Below are 19375 nucleotides of genomic sequence, written 5' to 3'. Positions count from 1 at the left end.
CCTAAGGTGGCCTCTATACCACAAGATTATTTATTGCTCTGATAAACTGCTTTCACAGCATTGCCGATTTCAGCCAGGCTACGGACAGTTTTCACACCCGCAGCTTCCAGCGCAGCAAATTTATCATCCGCCGTTCCTTTACCGCCCGCAATAATGGCGCCCGCATGGCCCATACGCTTGCCTTTTGGTGCAGTGACACCGGCGATGTAACCCACGACAGGTTTGGTCACGTGATCTTTAATGTAAGCTGCGGCTTCTTCTTCTGCGTTACCGCCGATTTCACCGATCATCACAATCACTTCAGTTTGTGGATCTTCCTGGAACAACTTCAGGATATCGATGAAGTTAGAACCCGGGATCGGGTCGCCACCGATACCAACACAAGTTGACTGACCGAAACCGATATCAGTAGTTTGTTTTACTGCTTCATAGGTCAAAGTCCCTGAACGGGAAACAATCCCCACTTTGCCCGGTAAATGAATATGACCCGGCATGATGCCAATCTTACATTCACCTGGGGTGATAACACCTGGGCAGTTCGGGCCGATCATCCGTGCATCAGACTGTTCCAATCTGACTTTTACTACCAGCATATCCAGTGTTGGGATACCTTCAGTAATACAGATAATCAATTTGATGCCGGCGTCGATAGCCTCCAGAATTGAGTCTTTACAGAACGGAGCTGGCACATAGATAACCGAGGCCGTAGCACCGGTTGCATCTACCGCTTCACGTACAGTATTGAATACTGGCAAGCCCAAATGCTGGGTGCCGCCTTTGCCTGGCGTCACACCGCCAACCATTTTTGTGCCATAAGCGATAGCTTGTTCGGAGTGGAAAGTCCCTTGGCTACCGGTAAAACCCTGGCAAATAACTTTGGTGTTTTTATCAATTAAAATAGACATTATTTAGCCCCCACTGCCGCTACAACTTGCTGAGCCGCATCTGTCAGGCTGGTCGCAGCAATGATATTCAAACCGCTGTCTGCCAGTTTTTTGGCACCCAGTTCGGCGTTATTCCCTTCCAGACGAACGACCACTGGCACATTGACACCCACTTCTTCAACTGCACCGATAATGCCGTCAGCAATCAGGTCACAACGCACAATCCCACCGAAGATGTTCACGAAAACCGCTTTCACTTTGTCATCAGACAAAATGATTTTAAAGGCTTCAGTCACACGCTCTTTGGTGGCACCGCCGCCAACATCAAGGAAGTTAGCTGGCTCACCGCCGTGCAGTTTCACGATGTCCATGGTACCCATGGCCAAACCGGCACCATTTACCATGCAGCCAATGTTACCATCCAGCGCCACGTAGTTCAGTTCCCACTGTGCAGCATGAGCTTCACGGGCATCTTCCTGACTAGGATCTCGCATTTCACGCAGTTCGGGTTGACGGAACAAGGCGTTGCCATCAGCACCCAGTTTGCCATCCAAACAAATCAGATCACCCTGCTTGGTGATAACCAGCGGGTTGATTTCAACCATCGCCAAATCGCGTTCCAGGAACAAGGTCGCCAGCCCCATAAAGATCTTGGTGAACTGAGCAACTTGCTTACCGGTCAGGCCCAGTTTGAAAGCCAATTCGCGACCTTGATAAGGCTGCGGGCCAGTCAATGGGTCCAAAGCGATTTTGTGGATCAATTCTGGTGTTTCTTCGGCAACCTTCTCAATTTCAACTCCGCCTTCAGTGGATGCCATAAACACCACCCGACGGGAGCTACGGTCAATAACCGCGCCCAGATAGAGCTCTTTGTCGATATCAGTCGCCGCTTCAACCAAAATTTGGTGAACAGGTTGACCATGTGCATCTGTCTGGTAAGTCACCAGTTTTTTGCCCAACCACTGTTCAGCGAAAGCACGAATATCTTCTTTACTATTAACCAGTTTCACGCCGCCCGCTTTACCGCGACCACCCGCATGCACCTGACATTTAACCACCCACGGGCCAGCACCGATTTTAGATGCGGCTTCTTCTGCTTCACGCGGTGTGGTACAGGCGTAGCCAGTTGGCGCTGGCATGCCATACCGAGCAAACAGTTGTTTTGCCTGATATTCGTGTAAATTCATGATGTTCTATCCATATAAGGTCTGAGTTGAGCCGAAGCCTACCAGGTAGCCTGATTGCGCGGAGGCAGGTCATCAACACCTTGCAATCAGACTGACCTTGTCATTTATCTTTTTTATACGTCGAGCAGTAAGCGAGCTGGATCTTCCAGCATCTCTTTTACCGTCACCAGATAACCAACGGACTCACGGCCGTCAATCAAACGGTGATCGTAGGACAGTGCCAGGTACATCATTGGCAGAATCACTACCTGACCCTCTACCGCCATAGGCCTATCTTTAATGGCATGCATGCCAAGGATTGCGCTTTGTGGCGGGTTAATGATCGGAGTCGACATCAATGAGCCAAATACACCGCCATTGGTAATGGTGAAATTACCGCCGGTCAGTTCTTCAACTTTCAATTTGCCGTCACGGCCTTTTATAGCCAGTTCTTTAATTTTCTTCTCAATATCCGCCATGCCCATGGTGTCCACATCACGCAATACCGGCGTAACCAGGCCACGCGGAGTAGAAACGGCAATACTGATATCAAAGTAATTGTGATAAACCACATCTTCGCCATCGAGGGAAGCATTCACTTCTGGATAGCGTTTCAGTGCTTCAACGACCGCTTTGATATAGAAAGACATAAAGCCCAAACGGACACCGTGGCGCTTCTCGAAAGCTTCGCCGTACTGCTTACGCAGGTCCATAATTGGCTTCATGTTGATTTCGTTAAATGTGGTCAACATCGCGGTGCTGTTTTTAGCTTCCAACAGACGCTCGGCAACACGTTTACGCAGACGCGTCATCGGCACACGTTTTTCACTGCGGCCAGCAAGAGCGGCTACAGGTGCGGCGGTTTCAACTTTGGTTTCCGCTGCGGCTAGAGCCGATTTCCGGTTTGCCAAATAACTATCGACATCTTCACGCGTGATACGCCCACCCACACCACTGCCTTTAATGGCCGAGGCATCAAGGCTATGCTCAGCAATCAGGCGACGAATCGCTGGGCTGAGGGTATCGTTGCTTTCAACTTCCAGACTAGCAGTCTGGCGCTGGGCAGGAGTTGACTCGGTGCTTTGGCTTTTTTCTTCCGTCGGCAGGCCGGAGCTGTCACTTGGGCGAATGCGGCCCAATACCTGGCGTGAGAGCACGGTCGCCCCCTCATCTTCCAAGATGACATCCAAGATGCCGTCCTGACTCGCCGGAACTTCCAGAATCACTTTGTCCGTTTCAATCTCGACCAGCACTTCATCACGTTTGACGCTATCGCCCGGTTTCTTGTGCCAGGTTGCTACAGAGCCATCGGCGACAGACTCAGGGAGGTCTGGAACATTAATATCTACGCTACTCATTCTCTATCCTTTATGTGTTAACCGGTCGCTATTCAACAGTCAGCGCGTCATTAACCAGCGCTTGTTGTTGTTTTTGGTGTACGGAAATGTATCCAACTGCCGGCGAAGCTGATGCTGGGCGGCCTGCATAACGCAAGGATGCGCCAAATGGGATCACTTCACGGAAGTTATGTTGGCTGCAATACCAAGCGCCCTGGTTAAGCGGCTCTTCCTGACACCAAACAAAATCATGCACATGAGCAAATTGTTCCAACACCGCTTGTACCGCATGATGTGGGAACGGATAAAGCTGCTCGATACGCACGATAGCAACGTCGGTTTGCCCGTTTTTGCGCCGCTGTTCCAGCAGGTCATAATAAACTTTGCCAGAGCACATCACGACACGCTTAACGCCTTTCGGGTCCAGCTCATCGATTTCACCAATGGCGGGTAAGAAGCTACCATCGGCCAATTCATCCAGCGAAGAAACTGCTAATGGGTGACGCAACAATGACTTAGGCGACATCACCACCAGTGGACGGCGCATACCACGTAATGCCTGACGGCGAATCATATGGTAAACCTGTGCTGGTGTTGACGGGATACACACCTGCATGTTTTGTTCAGCACAAAGTTGCAGATAACGCTCCAATCGTGCAGAGGAGTGCTCTGGCCCTTGCCCTTCATAACCGTGCGGCAACAGCATGACCAGGCCACACATACGGCCCCATTTCTGCTCGCCGGAGCTGATAAACTGGTCGATAACCACTTGAGCACCGTTGGCAAAGTCACCAAACTGCGCTTCCCAGATAGTCAGAGTGCGCGGTTCTGCGGTGGCATAACCATATTCAAACGCCAAAACAGCTTCTTCCGATAACACGGAGTCCCATACCTGGAAATCGCCCTGCCCGCTGTGGACATTAGCCAATGGCACATAAACTGAGCCATTTTTCTGGTTATGAATCACCGCATGCCGATGGAAGAAAGTCCCGCGCCCAGCATCTTCACCAGATAAGCGAATGGGGATCCCTTCATCGACCAGAGTAGCGTAAGCCAGTGTTTCAGCACCGCCCCAGTCAAAAGGTTTCTCGCCGCTTGCCATTAAGGCGCGATCGCCATAGATCTTGGCAACACGGGATTGCATTTCAATGGCTTCTGGTGCGTGGCTGATACGGCGCGCCAAGTCTTGCAGGCGTTTCATCTCAACTTTGCTTGGATATTCTTCATCCCATTCATGGTTCAGATAGGGTGACCAAGTGAAGGATTGAAGATTCATTGGACGCCATTCTTCCACCACACAGTCGCCATGATCCAGTGCATCACGGTACAGGTTGACCATTTCCGTGGCATCTTCCAGGCTGGCGATATTTTGCTCTACCAGCTTGTCAGCATAGATTTTGCGCGGCGTCGGGTGTTTTTTGATCTTCTGATACATCACGGGCTGTGTTGCACTTGGCTCATCGGCTTCGTTATGCCCATGGCGGCGGTAGCAAACCAGGTCGATCATCACGTCACGTTTAAAGGTGTTACGGAAATCCAACGCCAGACGAGTCACAAACGCCACAGCTTCAGGATCATCAGCATTCACGTGGAAAATTGGGGCCTGTACCATTTTGGCGATATCAGTACAGTATTGGGTAGAGCGCGCATCCAGTGGGTTCGAGGTGGTGAAACCAATCTGGTTGTTGATAACAATGCGCACCGTCCCGCCCACTTCATAACCACGGGCTTGAGACATGTTCAATGTTTCTTGCACCACGCCCTGCCCGGCAATCGCCGCATCACCATGAATAGTGATTGGCAATACCATATTGCTGCGCGCTTCATCCAGACGATCACGGCGTGCTCGTACCGAACCGATGACCACTGGGCTAACAATTTCCAAATGCGAAGGGTTAAAGGCCAAGGCCAGGTGAACCAGGCCGCCTTCGGTTTCCACATCGGATGAGAAACCTTGGTGATATTTAACGTCCCCCGTCCCCAGATGCTCTTTATGTTTGCCGGCAAATTCATCGAACAAATCTTCCGGTTTCTTACCCAACACGTTAATCAATACGTTCAGGCGGCCACGGTGCGCCATTCCCAGAACCACTTCACGTGTTCCGTTTTTACCGGCATGGCGAATCATTTCTTTCAGCATGGTGACCAGCGAATCGCCGCCCTCCAGCGAGAAACGCTTAGCACCAGGGAATTTAGCCCCTAAATAACGCTCCAAACCTTCAGCTGCAGTCAGTTCGCTCAGAAAGCGGCGCTTTTCTTCATCGCTGAATGTTGGTTTCCCGACCACCGATTCAATCCGCTGCTGAAGCCAACGTTTCTCTTCAGTGTTGGTGATGTGCATGTATTCAGCGCCAATCGAACCACAATAGGTCTGTTTCAGGGCCGCATACAAATCAGACAGCTTCATGGTTTCTTTGCCGATAGCAAAAGAACCTACATTGAAGGTGTTCTGGAAGTCGGATTCGGTCAGATGGTGATAAGCAGGGTCAAGGTCTGGAACAGACTCCTGCTGCCACAAACCGAGTGGGTCTAGGTTGGCATGTTGATGGCCGCGGAAGCGGAAGGCATTGATTAACTGCAACACCTTAACTTGCTTGGCATCATTTTCAGGATCACTGATGGATGAGTTATAACGAGAGGGATCCTTCGCCAGGCGACGGAAATACTCACGTGTTTGAGAGTGGAACTGATCAGGTTTTACACCCGTCGTAGGTAGTTGTAGAAAAATTGAACGCCAACTATCATCAACGGAACCAGGATCGGTTAAAAAGTCTTCATAGAGCTGCTCTATGTAGGACTGGTTCGCGCCCGCCAGATAGGAGGAATCCAGCCAGGCCTTCATTGCGCCGTTCTGCATCATGATCCCTTAAGCTTTGAAGCTTCAGTTTTCGCCGTGGTTAACATATACACCGTAGTATCAACGGTTTGCCGTAAAAACGGTTCACTCGACGTGCTTAATACACGTTCTGTTATGGACCTTAACGGTCCCGTTCAAGGAACCTCTAAAAACGGACAACTTGTCGGCTTTTAGAGATTCCCTACCTTTAAGCAACCTGGGGAAATATTCCCCAGGTTAATAAACTCACATCATGTACTGCGTTGCAACTATCATATGCACTGTAGCGCTTATGATGCACTACGCTGTAATTATCATGCGCTACGCTGTAACAACATAGACTTAATGTGGCCAATTGCTTTGGTCGGGTTAAGGCCTTTAGGACAAACACTGACACAATTCATGATGCTATGGCAGCGGAAAACACTAAAAGCGTCGTCCAGATCATCCAAACGTGCTGTTGTTTCAGTATCACGGCTATCTATCAGGAAGCGATAGGCAGCCAGTAACCCTGCGGGGCCAACAAATTTATCCGGATTCCACCAGAATGACGGACAAGATGTGGAGCAACAGGCGCACAGGATACATTCATACAAACCATCCAGTTTTTCGCGCTGTTCCGGCGATTGTAAATGCTCACGTGCTGGCGGATTTTTGCCATCATTCAACAGGTAAGGTTTAATTTTCTCATATTGAGTATAAAACTGCCCCATATCGACTACTAAATCCCGCACCACCGGCAACCCCGGCAATGGGCGAATCACAATCTTTTTATTGCCTTTTTGCAAAGCCGAAACCGGTGTAATGCATGCCAGCCCATTTTTGCCATTCATATTCAAACCGTCTGAGCCACAAACACCTTCACGGCATGAGCGACGAAACGACAGCGTCGGATCTTTTTCTTTTAACTGGATAAGGGCATCCAGCAACATCATATCCCGGCCTTCTTCCGCTTCGAGGGTATAATCCTGCATATGCGGCGCGTTATCGACGTCCGGGTTATAGCGATAAATTGAAAACTCAAGCTTCATGACCTTTTCCTCCGCAACGGGTTAGGATTTAACCCTATCAACACAACACATGCATTAGTAAGAACGCACTTTCGGCGGGAAGGCCGCACGTAGCTTAGGCTGCATGTTTACCTCACGGCGGGTCATGCTTTCGGTGTCTGGCAAATAGAGCGAGTGACACAGCCAGTTCGCATCATCACGTTCCGGGAAGTCAAAGCGGCTATGTGCGCCACGGCTTTCGGTGCGGAAATTTGCAGACACGGCAGTGGAAAACGCGGTTTCCATCAGGTTGTCCAATTCCAGACATTCAATACGCTGGGTATTGAATTCACTGGAGGTGTCATCCAGACGGGCATTTTGCAGACGTTCGCGGATAGTTTTGAGTTCTTCCAAACCATTGGCCATAGCATCACCTTCACGGAACACCGAGAAGTTATTCTGCATACAGGCCTGTAATGCTTTGCGGATCTCAACCGGGTCTTCACCTGAGCGGGTGTTATTCCAACGGTTCATGCGCTCCAGTGATGCTTCGATATCAGACTCACTGGCATCGCGGCTAGTGCCCTGCTCCATCAAAGACTCTTGCAGATGCATACCGGCTGCGCGGCCAAAGACCACCAAGTCCAGCAATGAGTTACCGCCCAAACGGTTTGCACCGTGGACGGAAACACAGGCAATTTCACCCACAGCAAACAAACCAGGGATAACAACATCTTCACCCTTTTCATTAACTGTGATGGCCTGACCGGTCACTTTGGTCGGAATCCCGCCCATCATATAATGACAAGTTGGGATAACCGGGATAGGTTCTTTAATGGGGTCAACGTGTGCAAAGGTGCGTGATAGCTCAAGAATGCCCGGCAGGCGGGATTCCAGCACATCTTTACCCAAGTGATCCAACTTCAATTTGGCATGCGGACCCCACGGCCCCTCACAACCACGACCTTCACGGATTTCAATCATAATGGAGCGCGCGACAACATCACGACCCGCCAAATCTTTGGCGTTCGGCGCATAACGCTCCATAAAGCGCTCACCGTGCTTATTCAGCAGATAACCGCCTTCACCACGGCAACCCTCGGTCACCAACACACCCGCCCCGGCGATACCCGTCGGGTGGAACTGCCACATTTCCATGTCCTGCACCGGAACACCGGCACGCAGGGCCATGCCCACACCGTCACCGGTATTAATGTGCGCATTAGTGGTTGATTGGTAAATACGTCCGGCACCGCCGGTCGCCAGCACAGTCGCCCGCGCTTTGAAATAAACCACTTCCCCGGTTTCAATGCAGATAGCGGTACAGCCCACAAAAGCGCCGTCCTGATTCTTCACTAAATCCAGTGCATACCATTCGGAGAAAATCGTGGTGTGATTTTTCAGGTTTTGCTGATAAAGGGTGTGTAACAGCGCATGCCCGGTACGGTCAGCTGCCGCCGCAGTCCGCGCCGCTTGCTCACCGCCAAAGTTGAGCGACTGCCCACCAAATGGCCGCTGATAAATACTGCCATCTTCTAAACGGGAGAAAGGTAGCCCCATGTGTTCCAGCTCAAGGACAGCTTCAGGGCCGGTTTTACACATATATTCAATGGCATCCTGGTCCCCGATATAATCGGAGCCCTTTACCGTGTCATACATATGCCATTCCCAGTTATCTTCATGGGTATTACCCAGTGCAACAGTAATCCCCCCCTGCGCAGATACGGTATGGGAACGAGTTGGGAAAACTTTGGATATCAGGGCGCACGACAGCCCCATTTGTGAAATTTGCAGTGCCGCGCGCATACCTGCGCCGCCCGCACCAACAACAACAGCATCAAACTCTCTGACCGGCAGTTTCATTTAAGCACCCCACACCACAATAGTTCCATATAATAGATAAACCAGCAGCGTAATCACGACGGCTAGTTGCAGCACCAGTCGTATTGCTATCGGCTTGATATAGTCCGTTAATACCTGCCACAGACCAATCCAGGCGTGAGCCAGAATTGACAGCAATGTCAGCAGGGTAAACACTTTTGTGATGTGCGAAGCAAAGAAGCCACGCCAGATTTCGTAGGTGATATCTGGAACAATGACGACAAAGCCCAGAATATAGAGAACATACAGAGTGATGACGATCGCAGAAGCACGTAGTAACAGCCAGTCGTGTACGCCATTACGCCCTAACGCAGAAGCATTGCTTACCATACCAGGACTCCAGCTAAAACTGACAGCACCAAGGTTAACACCATTGCTACTTGGGCGGAGCGGGTCCCCGCAGCCAAGCTCTCTTCGATATAGCCGAAATCCATTAACAAGTGACGGATGCCACCGCAAATGTGATAGGCCAGCGCAGTCAGTATTCCCCAGAAGATGAATTTAACAAAAAAGCTATTCATGACAGCCGCAGCTTGCATGAACCCTTCTTGCGAGGAGACAGACAAACCTAACAGCCAGAGGAGGATACCCACGGCAACGAAAGTAATTACGCCAGAGACTCGGTGTAAAATGGACGCTATCGCAGTAACAGGAAATCGAATCGTTTGCAGATCCAAATTGACAGGTCTTTGTTTTTTCACGGTTTTGCCCACACAGCTCTTATTATTTTCCTTCCTCCGGGCCTGGGCGTGGATCAGACAGCGTTAAGAGCCGAAACCCTTCACATCGCACATTTAAACATAACATCCTGAATGCTTAGATGACGTGTTCTGTATAACGCTGGGTGCTCCTACTTCAGGGTAATCCGGAGACCTGGCGGCAGTATAGGGGGTTCACATTCTTATTACAATTCCCACACAATCTGATTGGGAACATTTCCCCTGAACAGTGATTACGATCACGATTTACATAATTGGCATAAAATTAATTATCTGATTTGACAAAGAATAAACATTTAAATTACAACTATGGTGAAAACAAACCCTATCATTCACTAAAGGTGTGCGGATACACTTCCCCATAAGCTTAAGTTATGCAACAGTGTACTCAGTAATTATCCCCATATGTTTCGTAGGAAAATAAAAAACGAATTATAAGAATCCAACAAATCCTTAACAAACAAGTAACGTCAGTTGACGATCCGCACGATTGAATCGTCCGCCGCATTGGTAAGACACTCTGTACCCTAATTCACTTTTCAAGGTGAACACAGAGACGTGCTGATGAGGGGATGCCCTGCGGGTATCCAAGACATTTAGCTTGTTAGGGGTTTTAAAATAAGCGCTAAGGAGACTGTAAATGGCTAACAAAAAAGCGACGCTGAATTTGGAAGGCGAAGCTGCGATCGAACTGGGCGTGCTATCCCCAACCATCGGCACTGACGTTATTGATGTTCGTGCCCTAGGTTCTAAAGGTTATTTTACCTTTGACCCCGGTTTTACCTCTACCGCATCCTGCGAATCAAAAATCACTTATATTGATGGTGACGAAGGTATTCTGCTGCACCGCGGCTTCCCAATTGCCCAATTGGCCAAGAACTCTACTTATCTGGAAGTTTGCTACATCTTATTGTATGGCGAAACTCCGACCGCAGAAGAGTATGAAACCTTCAAAGCAACAGTCACCCGCCATACCATGATCCACGAACAGATAACCAGTCTGTTCCGCGGATTCCGCCGCGATTCACACCCAATGGCAGTGCTCTGTGGGGTGACGGGCGCACTGGCAGCTTTCTACCACGATGCGCTGGATGTCAATAATGAGCGCCATCGTGAAATCACCGCTTTCCGTCTGTTGTCCAAAATGCCGACGGTTGCCGCGATGTGTTATAAATATTCCATCGGCCAGCCGTTTGTTTATCCGCGTAACGACCTGTCTTATGCCGGTAACTTCCTGAACATGATGTTCTCTACACCTTGTGAAAAATACGAAGTTAACCCGGTATTGGAACGCGCTATGGATCGCATTTTTATCCTGCATGCTGATCACGAACAAAACGCATCCACATCTACGGTGCGCACCGCCGGGTCTTCTGGTGCCAACCCGTTTGCTTGTATCGCTGCGGGGATCGCTTCCCTGTGGGGGCCAGCTCACGGCGGTGCTAATGAAGCCTGTCTGAAGATGCTGGAAGAGATTAAAACTGTTGAACACATTCCAGAGTTTATCCGTCGTGCAAAAGATAAAAATGACTCATTCCGTCTGATGGGCTTCGGTCACCGTGTGTATAAAAACCACGATCCGCGCGCAACCGTTATGCGTGAGACCTGTCATGAAGTACTGAAAGAGCTAAAACTGGAAGACGACCTGCTGAAAGTGGCGATGGAGTTAGAGCATATTGCGCTGAACGACCCGTACTTCATCGAGAGAAAACTGTATCCAAACGTCGATTTCTATTCAGGTATCATCCTGAAAGCGTTGGGAATTCCATCTTCTATGTTCACGGTAATCTTTGCTATCGCCCGTACCATTGGCTGGATTGCTCACTGGAATGAAATGCACGACGAAGGCATTAAAATTGCCCGTCCGCGCCAACTTTATACCGGTTATGCAGAACGTGATTTTAAGAGCCAACTGAAGTAATAGGCCGACTTTTTGCTATTTGATGTAACAACGCCACCCGCTGAGGTGGCGTTTGAAATTAATGATAAAGCGATTTATAGCTCAGTGAGTGAAGGGTTGACCGCACCTCGGGGCGCTCCGGTCGCTTACGCGACTACGACCCCAACGGCACGATTCCCCTTCATTTGACTTTGTCAGCAGTCTGACGCCACCATCTTAGGTGGCGTTTTTATACCCAAATTCATTGGAGTTACAGGTAGGCAGCAAGCATACAAGTCCCGATGAGCTTACATTAGTAAGTGATTCGGGTGCGTGAGCGTAGCTAACACCCCTGTAGCTTCAAGGACGAAGGGTAGGATCAGTGGATTGCGCCACCGGCAATGTGCGAATCATGATCAATTTGTAAAGCGATGGAAATGGCCAGTTCCAAAGCAATCACCACTGAGTGCGCTGACATACTGGGCGCGCCAGGGTGATTAACCGCCTGTTCCGGTAAATAAGGGATATGAATGAAACCGCCCTTAACTTCATCATTAGCCTGATGTAACCGATGTAATAACCCGTACATCACGTGGTTACAGACATAGGTTCCGGCAGTTTGGGACACCGAAGCCGGAATTCCCGCCTCGCGAATGCCCTGCACCATGGCCTTAATAGGCAGACGGGTGAAGTAGGCTGCCGGGCCATTTTCCACGATTGGCTGGTCTATGGGCTGCTTTCCCAGATTGTCGGCAATGCGGGCATCGTCAATATTAATGGCCACCCGCTCGATGCTAATCTCGGCACGGCCTCCCGCCTGGCCAATAGCCAACACCAATACTGGCTGAACCTCATCTATGGCGGCATTCAGCGCAATCAGTGCTTCGCCAAAAGCGCAAGGTAATTGGCGGGCCACCACTTTGACCCCGCCGAGCATCAGATCATTGAGCTGTTTGACCACTTCCCAAGAAGGATTAACCCGCTCCCCGTCAAAGGGCTCAAACCCGGTAATTAATACACTTTTCATCGCCTCTCCTAGAGGAACATCAAGAAATACAGTAAAAACACGTTAACAATCAAAAGAGTGACCCCGGTTGGGATCTGGGCTTTGATCACCGCATTTTTATCTGGCAGCTCCAATAATGCAGCAGGAACAATGTTAAAGTTAGCCGCCATTGGGGTCATTAGAGTCCCGCAATAACCCGAGAACATCCCGATAGCGGCCATCACCGCGGGGTTACCACCGTGCTGCAACACTAAAATGGGGATACCAATACCGGCAGTGACAATAGGGAAAGCCGCAAAGGCATTCCCCATGATCATGGTTAACACCGCCATGCCAATAGCATAGACCGCCACGGCAATAAAGCGATGATCTACCGCCAGATATTCCTGAGTCAGATGGGCAATCGCCGTCCCGACACCGGCTGTGGTAAACAGCAGGCCGAGCGTCGCCAAAATCTGCGGTAAAATAAATGCCCAGCCGATGGAATCCAGCAAACGCCGCGCTTCTTGCACTGGCTGAGCAGCCGTTTCGCGGGTCAGGAACACCGCAATCAACAAGCCGAGTACGCAGCCGACGGTCATTGAGAATAAGGTCACCAACGTGGCGTGGTTACCGCTACCAAATAGCCACAGATCCAAAGCCGGAATATTATTAAACAGCAGCACGCCGATAACCGTCACCACAGGGATGGTCAGTGCCGGAAGAAACAGCCGGTTACCGAGGCGCTTGGCGCTCACTTCGCGCTCTTGCTCGGTGCGCTGATGATAACTGCCCAGTTTTACTCCGCCGAAACCGGCAATGAGCGCCATGATAATGACCACCACACCGACAGTAATATTCAGAACCCGTTTCTCATCTGGCCCCTCGCCCGCCAAGGTATTTGCCAGGCGGTAAGTCCAATCCCCCACCAGGAAAACCAGCCCGTACAGCCCCCAAAACAACCCGGTGGTCACACGACGCGGGTTGGCTTTATCCCGAAACGACATCACTGCGACCATCAGTAATACAGCGCCAGCTAGCCAATATAAATATTGTTGTTGGAAAATCATTTGTTGTCTCCCTTGGTTGCCAGGGCAGACTGATTCAGCGCGGTTAATTCAGCGGCGAGATGTTTATCTAAACGTTGTAAGCGGTAAGCATGAATCAAGAAAGCACAAATCGCCGTCGGGATCCCCCACAGGGCGATATGCAGCGGCTCGGTTTGGATGCCACCGGACTCCAGCATAAAGTTATGCATAAAAATGATGGCACCGAAGGCGACAAAAATATCTTCACCAAAGAACAGCCCCACGTTATCTGTCGCGGCCGACATGGCGCGCAAACGATAACGCACTTTTTCCGGCAGCTCGCCATAACGGGTTTTCGCCGCCCCTTCCGCCATCGGAGCCAATAGCGGCCGCACCATCTGTGCATGACCGCCAAGGCTGGTTAACCCCAGCGCTGCCGTGGCTTCACGCACAAACAAATACACAATCAATAAGCGGCCAGAAGTGGCGCTTTTAATTTGCGAAATCCACGCCTGCGCTCGCTCTTTCAGGCCATGGCGCTCCAGCAAGCCAATAACCGCCAACGGCAGTAACAGAATCAGGGGCAGATTGCGGGTGTTGAGAAACCCCTCGCCCAGTTTTTCTAAAATGGTGGCTATTGGCATCAATGCTGCCACGCCCGTGATGATCCCGGCGCTTATCACCACCAAGACGGCGTTAATGCGTAGTAAAAATCCGATTACAATTGCCGCGATCCCTATCAGCGGCCAAAGGTTTACCGTTTGTTCCAAGATGACGCTCCTGTCATAATATTGAAAATGTTATAGATTTACATCTATGACGCTATTGCGCTCAGGGCTGGCGCTGATAATTTTTTATGATCCAAGTAGGGTTTTAATGCCCCTTATTGCGCGGTGACGATGATATTTTGCTGCTGCAAACTGTCACGTAAACGGCGGGCAAAATGCAATGCATGGGCACCATCACCGTGCACACAAACCGTGTCCGCCTGCACCGGCACCCAGCTGCCATCACGCGCCTGCACTTGATGACGTTGTACCATGGCCAAGGTTTGTGATAGCGCCAGCTCGTCACTTTCGATCAGCGCATCAGGCTGATTACGCGGCACCAAGGTGCCATCGCCTTGATAACGGCGATCAGCAAATACCTCTTGCCGGGTCACTAAGCCCACTCGCTCGCCGGCGCGGATGAGTTCGCTCCCCGCTAACCCTACCAAGCGCAATGACGGGTCGACGGCTTTGACCGCCTGAGCAATAGCCTCCGCCAGTTGCGAATCCAATGCCGCCTGGTTGTACAACATGCCGTGCGGTTTCACATGCTGCATAACTCCCCCTTCGGCTTTCACGATGGCGGCCAGTGCGCCCAGTTGGTAAACCACTTGGGCGTAGACGGTCTCGGGCGGTAACTGCATGGCGGTGCGACCAAAATTCTCGCGATCCGGGAAGCTCGGGTGTGCGCCAATAGCCACCCCATACTCTATAGCCCAGCGCACTGATTGGCGCATGGTTTGGGCATCGCCAGCATGAAAACCACAGGCGATATTGGCGGAACTGACTAATTGCAACAGCGCCTGATCATTGGCACAGCCCTCGCCTAAATCTGCATTTAAATCAACATTCATTGGGCCTCCGTGCATTTAGCCTCCAGAGCATCGAACCCTTGCTGTAAACCCCATTCAATCTGCTGTAGATAATGGCGTTGTTCTGACTTGGCGCGGAGTGCCTCTTCGACGCTGCACTGGACAAAATGCACCGACTCCCCGAGTCGAAGTTGCGCCAAATGGTAGAGATCCGCTTCAATCACGCAGGCAATACGCGGGTAACCGCCGGTCGTTTGCGCATCCGCCATCAACACTATGGGCTGGCCGTTATGCGGCACTTGCACCACACCGGGCAATAAACCGTGCGACAGCATCTCGCGGGAAGTGGTGCGGGTTAACTCACGCCCAGTCAGGCGATATCCCATTCGGTTGCTTTGCGGGCTGAGTTGCCAGGCTTCGCGCCAGAAAGCGCCCTGCGCAACATCGTCAAACTCATGATATTCCGGCCCCGGTACTGCGCGCACCCGGTTACCAAATAACATTTGTTTTATACCAACAGATTGTTTGATGCCAACAGATTGTTTGATGCCAACAGATTCACGCGGTAAACGCGTCGGCTGGCCCAATGGCAGGTTGTCGCCCTCTTTAATCAACCGCCCCTGATGACCACCAAAACCCGCTTTTAAATCTGTACTGCGCGACCCCAGCATTTCCGGCACATCAATACCGCCAGAAATCGCCAGATAACTGCGCATACCGCGGTGCGGCACACTGAGTTTTAACTGTTGGCCGGGCTTGACCGGGTAGCGCCAGCCCGTCCAGAGCAGTTGGTCACCCAGCATCGCCTCACAGCCCGCGCCAGTGACCGCAATCCAGCCCGGTTGGGTAAATTCAGCGATAAATTGGCCCAATGTAATTTCCAACCCGGCGGCACCCGCCTCATTCCCTACTAGCATATTCGCCATGCTCAGCGCCGGTAAGTCGAGCGCCCCGCCCTGACTGATACCTAAACGGCGAAAACCGCCACGGCCACTGTCTTGCACCGTGGTATAAATACCTGCACGAATTATTTTCAGCATACGCCCTCCTTTAAGGGCAGGAAGCGCACATTGTCACCAGGCCGCAACAAGGTTGGCGGCATTTCTAACGGATTAAACAGCGCCAATGATGTGCGGCCAATAAGCTGCCAGCCCCCCGGCGTTGCCAGCGGATAAATACCCGTTTGGCTCCCGCCAATCCCGACTGACCCCGCAGGTACCACCAGCCGTGGATCAGCGCGCCGTGGTGTTGCCAGTTGTTCCGGCATTCCCCCCAGATATGAAAAACCCGGTTGGAACCCGAGAAAATAGACGATATAACTCGCCCCCGCATGGCACTCAACCACCTGACGCTCAGTCATACCGATATGACGCGCTACCTCAGCCAAATCAGGCCCAGCCTCACCGCCATAAATAACCGGGATAGTGACATCGCGCGATTCAGGCACTAATGACTCACTCTCTTCCCACCAGCGTTGCAGCCGTTCAATAGCATCCAACGCGGTATGCTGTGGGTCAGTCAGCAATAAAGTCAGGTTATTCATTCCGGGGATGGCTTCAAGAACATCGGGATGATGAATCAGGCGATCAGCTAACCCCCAAATCCGTTGCTGGCTTATTAATGTGACTGGCGGTTCTAGCTCCAGAACCACCGCACTTTCTCCCAGTAAATAGCATCGAGCTCGTTGCACTCCCGTCCCCTATCACTTTTGTTTTTATATAAATAATCGTTATAAGCTTATATTTATGCGTTAGCGCCTAGCCGCTGTCAATAGAACTGAATCAACCCATAGCTGTGAACAATCACTAAACCGAGTGAAAAGACCAATATTAATCACTGTAATGGCTTATTTTTAAGGGTTTTTCATAAAGATAGCAGGGAAAATGCGACTTTTTTCTTATTTAGAATCAGGGGAAAGCGAGGATATATTCTTAAGAATTGCCGTTTTATCACCCAACTGCGACCAGATGAGTATTTCAAATAGCTGAATAGCCGATAAACCATTTTTTTTGTGAGGTTTAATACTGCGTAATAGAGGGAATATCAACGGCAACTTATGCACCGAGACTGATCACCGGTGCATAATGCCGTATGGGTCAGGCGGGGTTAGGAATATCAATAAAGATAACGTCGAGTTGATAATGGGTTGCGAGCCATTCACCTAGCGCTTTAATCCCATAGCGCTCGGTTGCATGATGCCCAGCCGCATAAAAATTCACCCCCATCTCCCGGGCGATATGAATAGTTTGCTCAGAAACCTCGCCAGTTATAAATGCATCGACACCAAACTCAGCGGCTTGCTGAATATATCCTTGCCCACCCCCGCTACACCAGGCAATACGGCGCACATCCGTCGGCGCGTGCTCGCCACAATGTAATACCGGGCGTTCCAATAATTTTTCCAATCGCTGACGTAAAATCACGGCATTTAGCGGCGCATCAAATTCACCATACGGCAGCAGAGATTCAATTTCTCCCTGCACCCGAATCCCCAGTAATTTCGCCAGTTGCGCGTTATTGCCTAATTCAGGGTGCGCATCCAGCGGTAAATGGTAGCCATACAGATTGATGTCATTGGTTAATAAGGTTTTCAGCCGGTTACGTTTCATTCCCCGCACCACTGCCGGTTCATTTTTCCAGAAATAACCGTGATGCACCAAAATGGCATCCGCCTGCTGCGCCACCGCCGCATCCAGCAGCGCCTGGCTGGCCGTGACACCGGTAACAATGCGCTTGACCTCCGTCTTTCCCTCAACCTGCAAACCATTGGGTGCATAGTCTTGAAAAGCCGAGATATTCAGCTGATTATTGAGTAGAGTTTCCAGTTCTATATTTCGCATTATTTAACTCTTATTAATCTGTGTTTTATAAAAATCAAACACCATCAAAACATTGGCAAAGCTGATGATAACTCAGTGAGTGAAGGATTGACCGCACCTAGGGGCGCTCTGGTCGCTTACGCGACTACGACCCCAACGGCACGTTTCCCCTTCATTTGACTTTGTTCGCGGCCCTACACCATCAAAACCTCAGGCTATCACCCTGATCCATCAAGATAAAATTTATCCCCATATCATTACCTTGCGTAAGCTCGGCTGCAATGACTTTGCGCACATCCTGGCCCTGCTTGAATGAGGGTTTGATATGGCTGATGACCACCGACAAGCCTTTTAATGGCTGCCCTGCGCCGCTGTATTTCTCAAGATTTTTCAATTCTTTCAGCAACCACTTGGGCGTCATGTGACCATACAATTTGCCATCATCCACTTCATTTGGGTAAGAAACTTCAATAATCATCCCTTTCAACTGCTGCTTTTGCACCTTTTCAGCCAACTTTCGCCACACTGTATCCAGATTTTTCGACTTTTCTATCTCATCCGGGCCAGTATCGCCAAAATAGGCAAAAGCCGCCTTATTGCTAGTGATAAGTAACATTGAAGATGGCGATTTATCATGACTGAGCGGGTACATCTCGCCGGTTAAACGGGTCAGCCCCAAGCTTAATGATTGAGCCGGGCGTACCAGTTGCATGCGGTAAGTCCCCAAACGTGTGCCACTGCCACTGTCGGTAAAATTGGGCCAGACACGCCAGTTAAAATAGTAGTTCCTCAATACATCAATAGTATCGGCTGATGCATAAATAGTTTTTTTACTGTCTTCCGGTGAACCAATAATCAGGCCAGATACATGGTCAAGATGGGCATGGCTAATAAAATAGCTGTTGATGCTTTGGCGAAAAACATAACCCTGCTGAGTGAGCGGAGCGGCCTGTTCGGCAGTCACATCAGAAAAATGGCCTTTATCTAGCGCCTTAGCTATCCCCGGCAACACCGAACCGGCATCCAGCGCCAAATACACTGGCTGGCTATCATCACGAATCAGATAGGAAGTCAGATTGCCATCACTGACACCGCCATCTACCCCCAGTGCCACCACTTCAAACTCTGCGGCGGCCAAGGTGCTATAGAGGCTAAAAGAGAAAACCAATCCGGCTTTAAGCAGCCGGTTACGGCGCTTATTACTGCTGACTTGACGGACAGTTGCTGCCGATTGAGTCGAAATATAAGTCAAAAACATGAAGGCTCCAGGTGA

Annotated in this window: 17 protein-coding genes; 1 reads left to right on the top strand and 16 read right to left on the bottom strand. The window is 50.4% G+C overall.

Annotated elements, in window-relative coordinates; translation table 11 throughout:
* Positions 1 to 26: 26 nt before the first annotated feature.
* From sucD to sdhC, 8 genes are all read right to left on the bottom strand, one after another.
* Entirely contained in the window at positions 27 to 905 is an 879-nt protein-coding gene (gene sucD / locus FTA91_RS01865; RefSeq protein WP_038634652.1) for a succinate--CoA ligase subunit alpha, read from the bottom strand.
* Entirely contained in the window at positions 905 to 2071 is a 1167-nt protein-coding gene (gene sucC / locus FTA91_RS01860; protein ID WP_004393313.1) for an ADP-forming succinate--CoA ligase subunit beta, read from the bottom strand. The genes sucD and sucC overlap by 1 nt, the downstream gene beginning before the upstream one ends.
* Positions 2072 to 2184: 113 nt before the next feature.
* Positions 2185 to 3408 carry a 2-oxoglutarate dehydrogenase complex dihydrolipoyllysine-residue succinyltransferase gene (odhB, locus tag FTA91_RS01855; protein ID WP_145535833.1) on the bottom strand — a complete coding sequence of 408 codons (1224 nt, stop codon included), beginning with the start codon at positions 3406 to 3408 and terminating at the stop codon, positions 2185 to 2187.
* A 28-nt stretch (positions 3409 to 3436) separates the two neighbouring features.
* On the bottom strand, positions 3437 to 6244 hold the full coding sequence (gene sucA, locus FTA91_RS01850) for a 2-oxoglutarate dehydrogenase E1 component (protein WP_050112717.1): 2808 nt from the start codon (positions 6242 to 6244) through the stop codon (positions 3437 to 3439).
* A gap of 293 nt (positions 6245 to 6537) precedes the next feature.
* Positions 6538 to 7254, bottom strand: coding sequence for a succinate dehydrogenase iron-sulfur subunit (locus tag FTA91_RS01845; protein ID WP_005165479.1), 717 nt, complete (start codon positions 7252 to 7254; stop codon positions 6538 to 6540).
* Positions 7255 to 7308: 54 nt separating this feature from the next.
* Entirely contained in the window at positions 7309 to 9075 is a 1767-nt protein-coding gene (gene sdhA, locus FTA91_RS01840; RefSeq protein WP_145535835.1) for a succinate dehydrogenase flavoprotein subunit, read from the bottom strand.
* A complete protein-coding gene (gene sdhD, locus FTA91_RS01835; protein WP_004393318.1) occupies positions 9076 to 9423 on the bottom strand; it encodes a succinate dehydrogenase membrane anchor subunit in 348 nt (115 codons plus the stop codon).
* The gene (sdhC, locus tag FTA91_RS01830; RefSeq protein WP_050112713.1) at positions 9417 to 9806 is read right to left on the bottom strand and encodes a succinate dehydrogenase cytochrome b556 subunit; all 390 of its coding nucleotides are present in this window, start codon (positions 9804 to 9806) and stop codon (positions 9417 to 9419) included. The genes sdhD and sdhC overlap by 7 nt, the downstream gene beginning before the upstream one ends.
* Before the next feature lie 646 nt (positions 9807 to 10452).
* Here sdhC and FTA91_RS01825 point away from each other — a divergent pair.
* Positions 10453 to 11733, top strand: coding sequence for a citrate synthase (locus tag FTA91_RS01825; protein WP_050112711.1), 1281 nt, complete (start codon positions 10453 to 10455; stop codon positions 11731 to 11733).
* Between the two features lie 337 nt (positions 11734 to 12070).
* Here FTA91_RS01825 and pcp read toward each other — a convergent pair whose 3' ends face one another.
* From pcp to FTA91_RS01785, 8 genes are all read right to left on the bottom strand, one after another.
* A complete protein-coding gene (gene pcp, locus FTA91_RS01820) occupies positions 12071 to 12718 on the bottom strand; it encodes a pyroglutamyl-peptidase I (RefSeq protein WP_145535837.1) in 648 nt (215 codons plus the stop codon).
* Positions 12719 to 12726: 8 nt separating this feature from the next.
* Complete coding sequence (locus tag FTA91_RS01815; RefSeq protein WP_050112707.1) at positions 12727 to 13746, bottom strand: DUF979 domain-containing protein; 1020 nt, start codon at positions 13744 to 13746, stop codon at positions 12727 to 12729.
* On the bottom strand, positions 13743 to 14474 hold the full coding sequence (locus FTA91_RS01810) for a DUF969 domain-containing protein (protein WP_050112705.1): 732 nt from the start codon (positions 14472 to 14474) through the stop codon (positions 13743 to 13745). The genes FTA91_RS01815 and FTA91_RS01810 overlap by 4 nt, the downstream gene beginning before the upstream one ends.
* 113 nt (positions 14475 to 14587) lie before the next feature.
* On the bottom strand, positions 14588 to 15325 hold the full coding sequence (gene pxpA / locus FTA91_RS01805; protein ID WP_145535839.1) for a 5-oxoprolinase subunit PxpA: 738 nt from the start codon (positions 15323 to 15325) through the stop codon (positions 14588 to 14590).
* Positions 15322 to 16323, bottom strand: a complete 1002-nt coding sequence (pxpC, locus tag FTA91_RS01800; RefSeq protein ID WP_050112701.1) for a 5-oxoprolinase subunit PxpC — start codon at positions 16321 to 16323, stop codon at positions 15322 to 15324. Before pxpC ends, pxpA begins: the two co-directional genes overlap by 4 nt.
* Positions 16317 to 16973: a 5-oxoprolinase subunit PxpB gene (gene pxpB / locus FTA91_RS01795; RefSeq protein ID WP_050112699.1), complete on the bottom strand. Its 657-nt coding sequence runs from the start codon at positions 16971 to 16973 to the stop codon at positions 16317 to 16319. The genes pxpC and pxpB overlap by 7 nt, the downstream gene beginning before the upstream one ends.
* 406 nt (positions 16974 to 17379) lie before the next feature.
* A complete protein-coding gene (locus FTA91_RS01790) occupies positions 17380 to 18123 on the bottom strand; it encodes a type 2 GTP cyclohydrolase I (protein WP_050112697.1) in 744 nt (247 codons plus the stop codon).
* Between the two features lie 181 nt (positions 18124 to 18304).
* Positions 18305 to 19360 (bottom strand): MBL fold metallo-hydrolase, encoded by a 1056-nt coding sequence (locus FTA91_RS01785; RefSeq protein WP_186377335.1) that lies wholly within the window; start codon positions 19358 to 19360, stop codon positions 18305 to 18307.
* Positions 19361 to 19375: the final 15 nt, after the last annotated feature.

Source organism: Yersinia thracica (assembly GCF_902170565.1).
GTDB classification, from domain to species: domain Bacteria; phylum Pseudomonadota; class Gammaproteobacteria; order Enterobacterales; family Enterobacteriaceae; genus Yersinia; species Yersinia thracica.
This window is presented reverse-complemented; position numbering and strand designations above follow the sequence as displayed.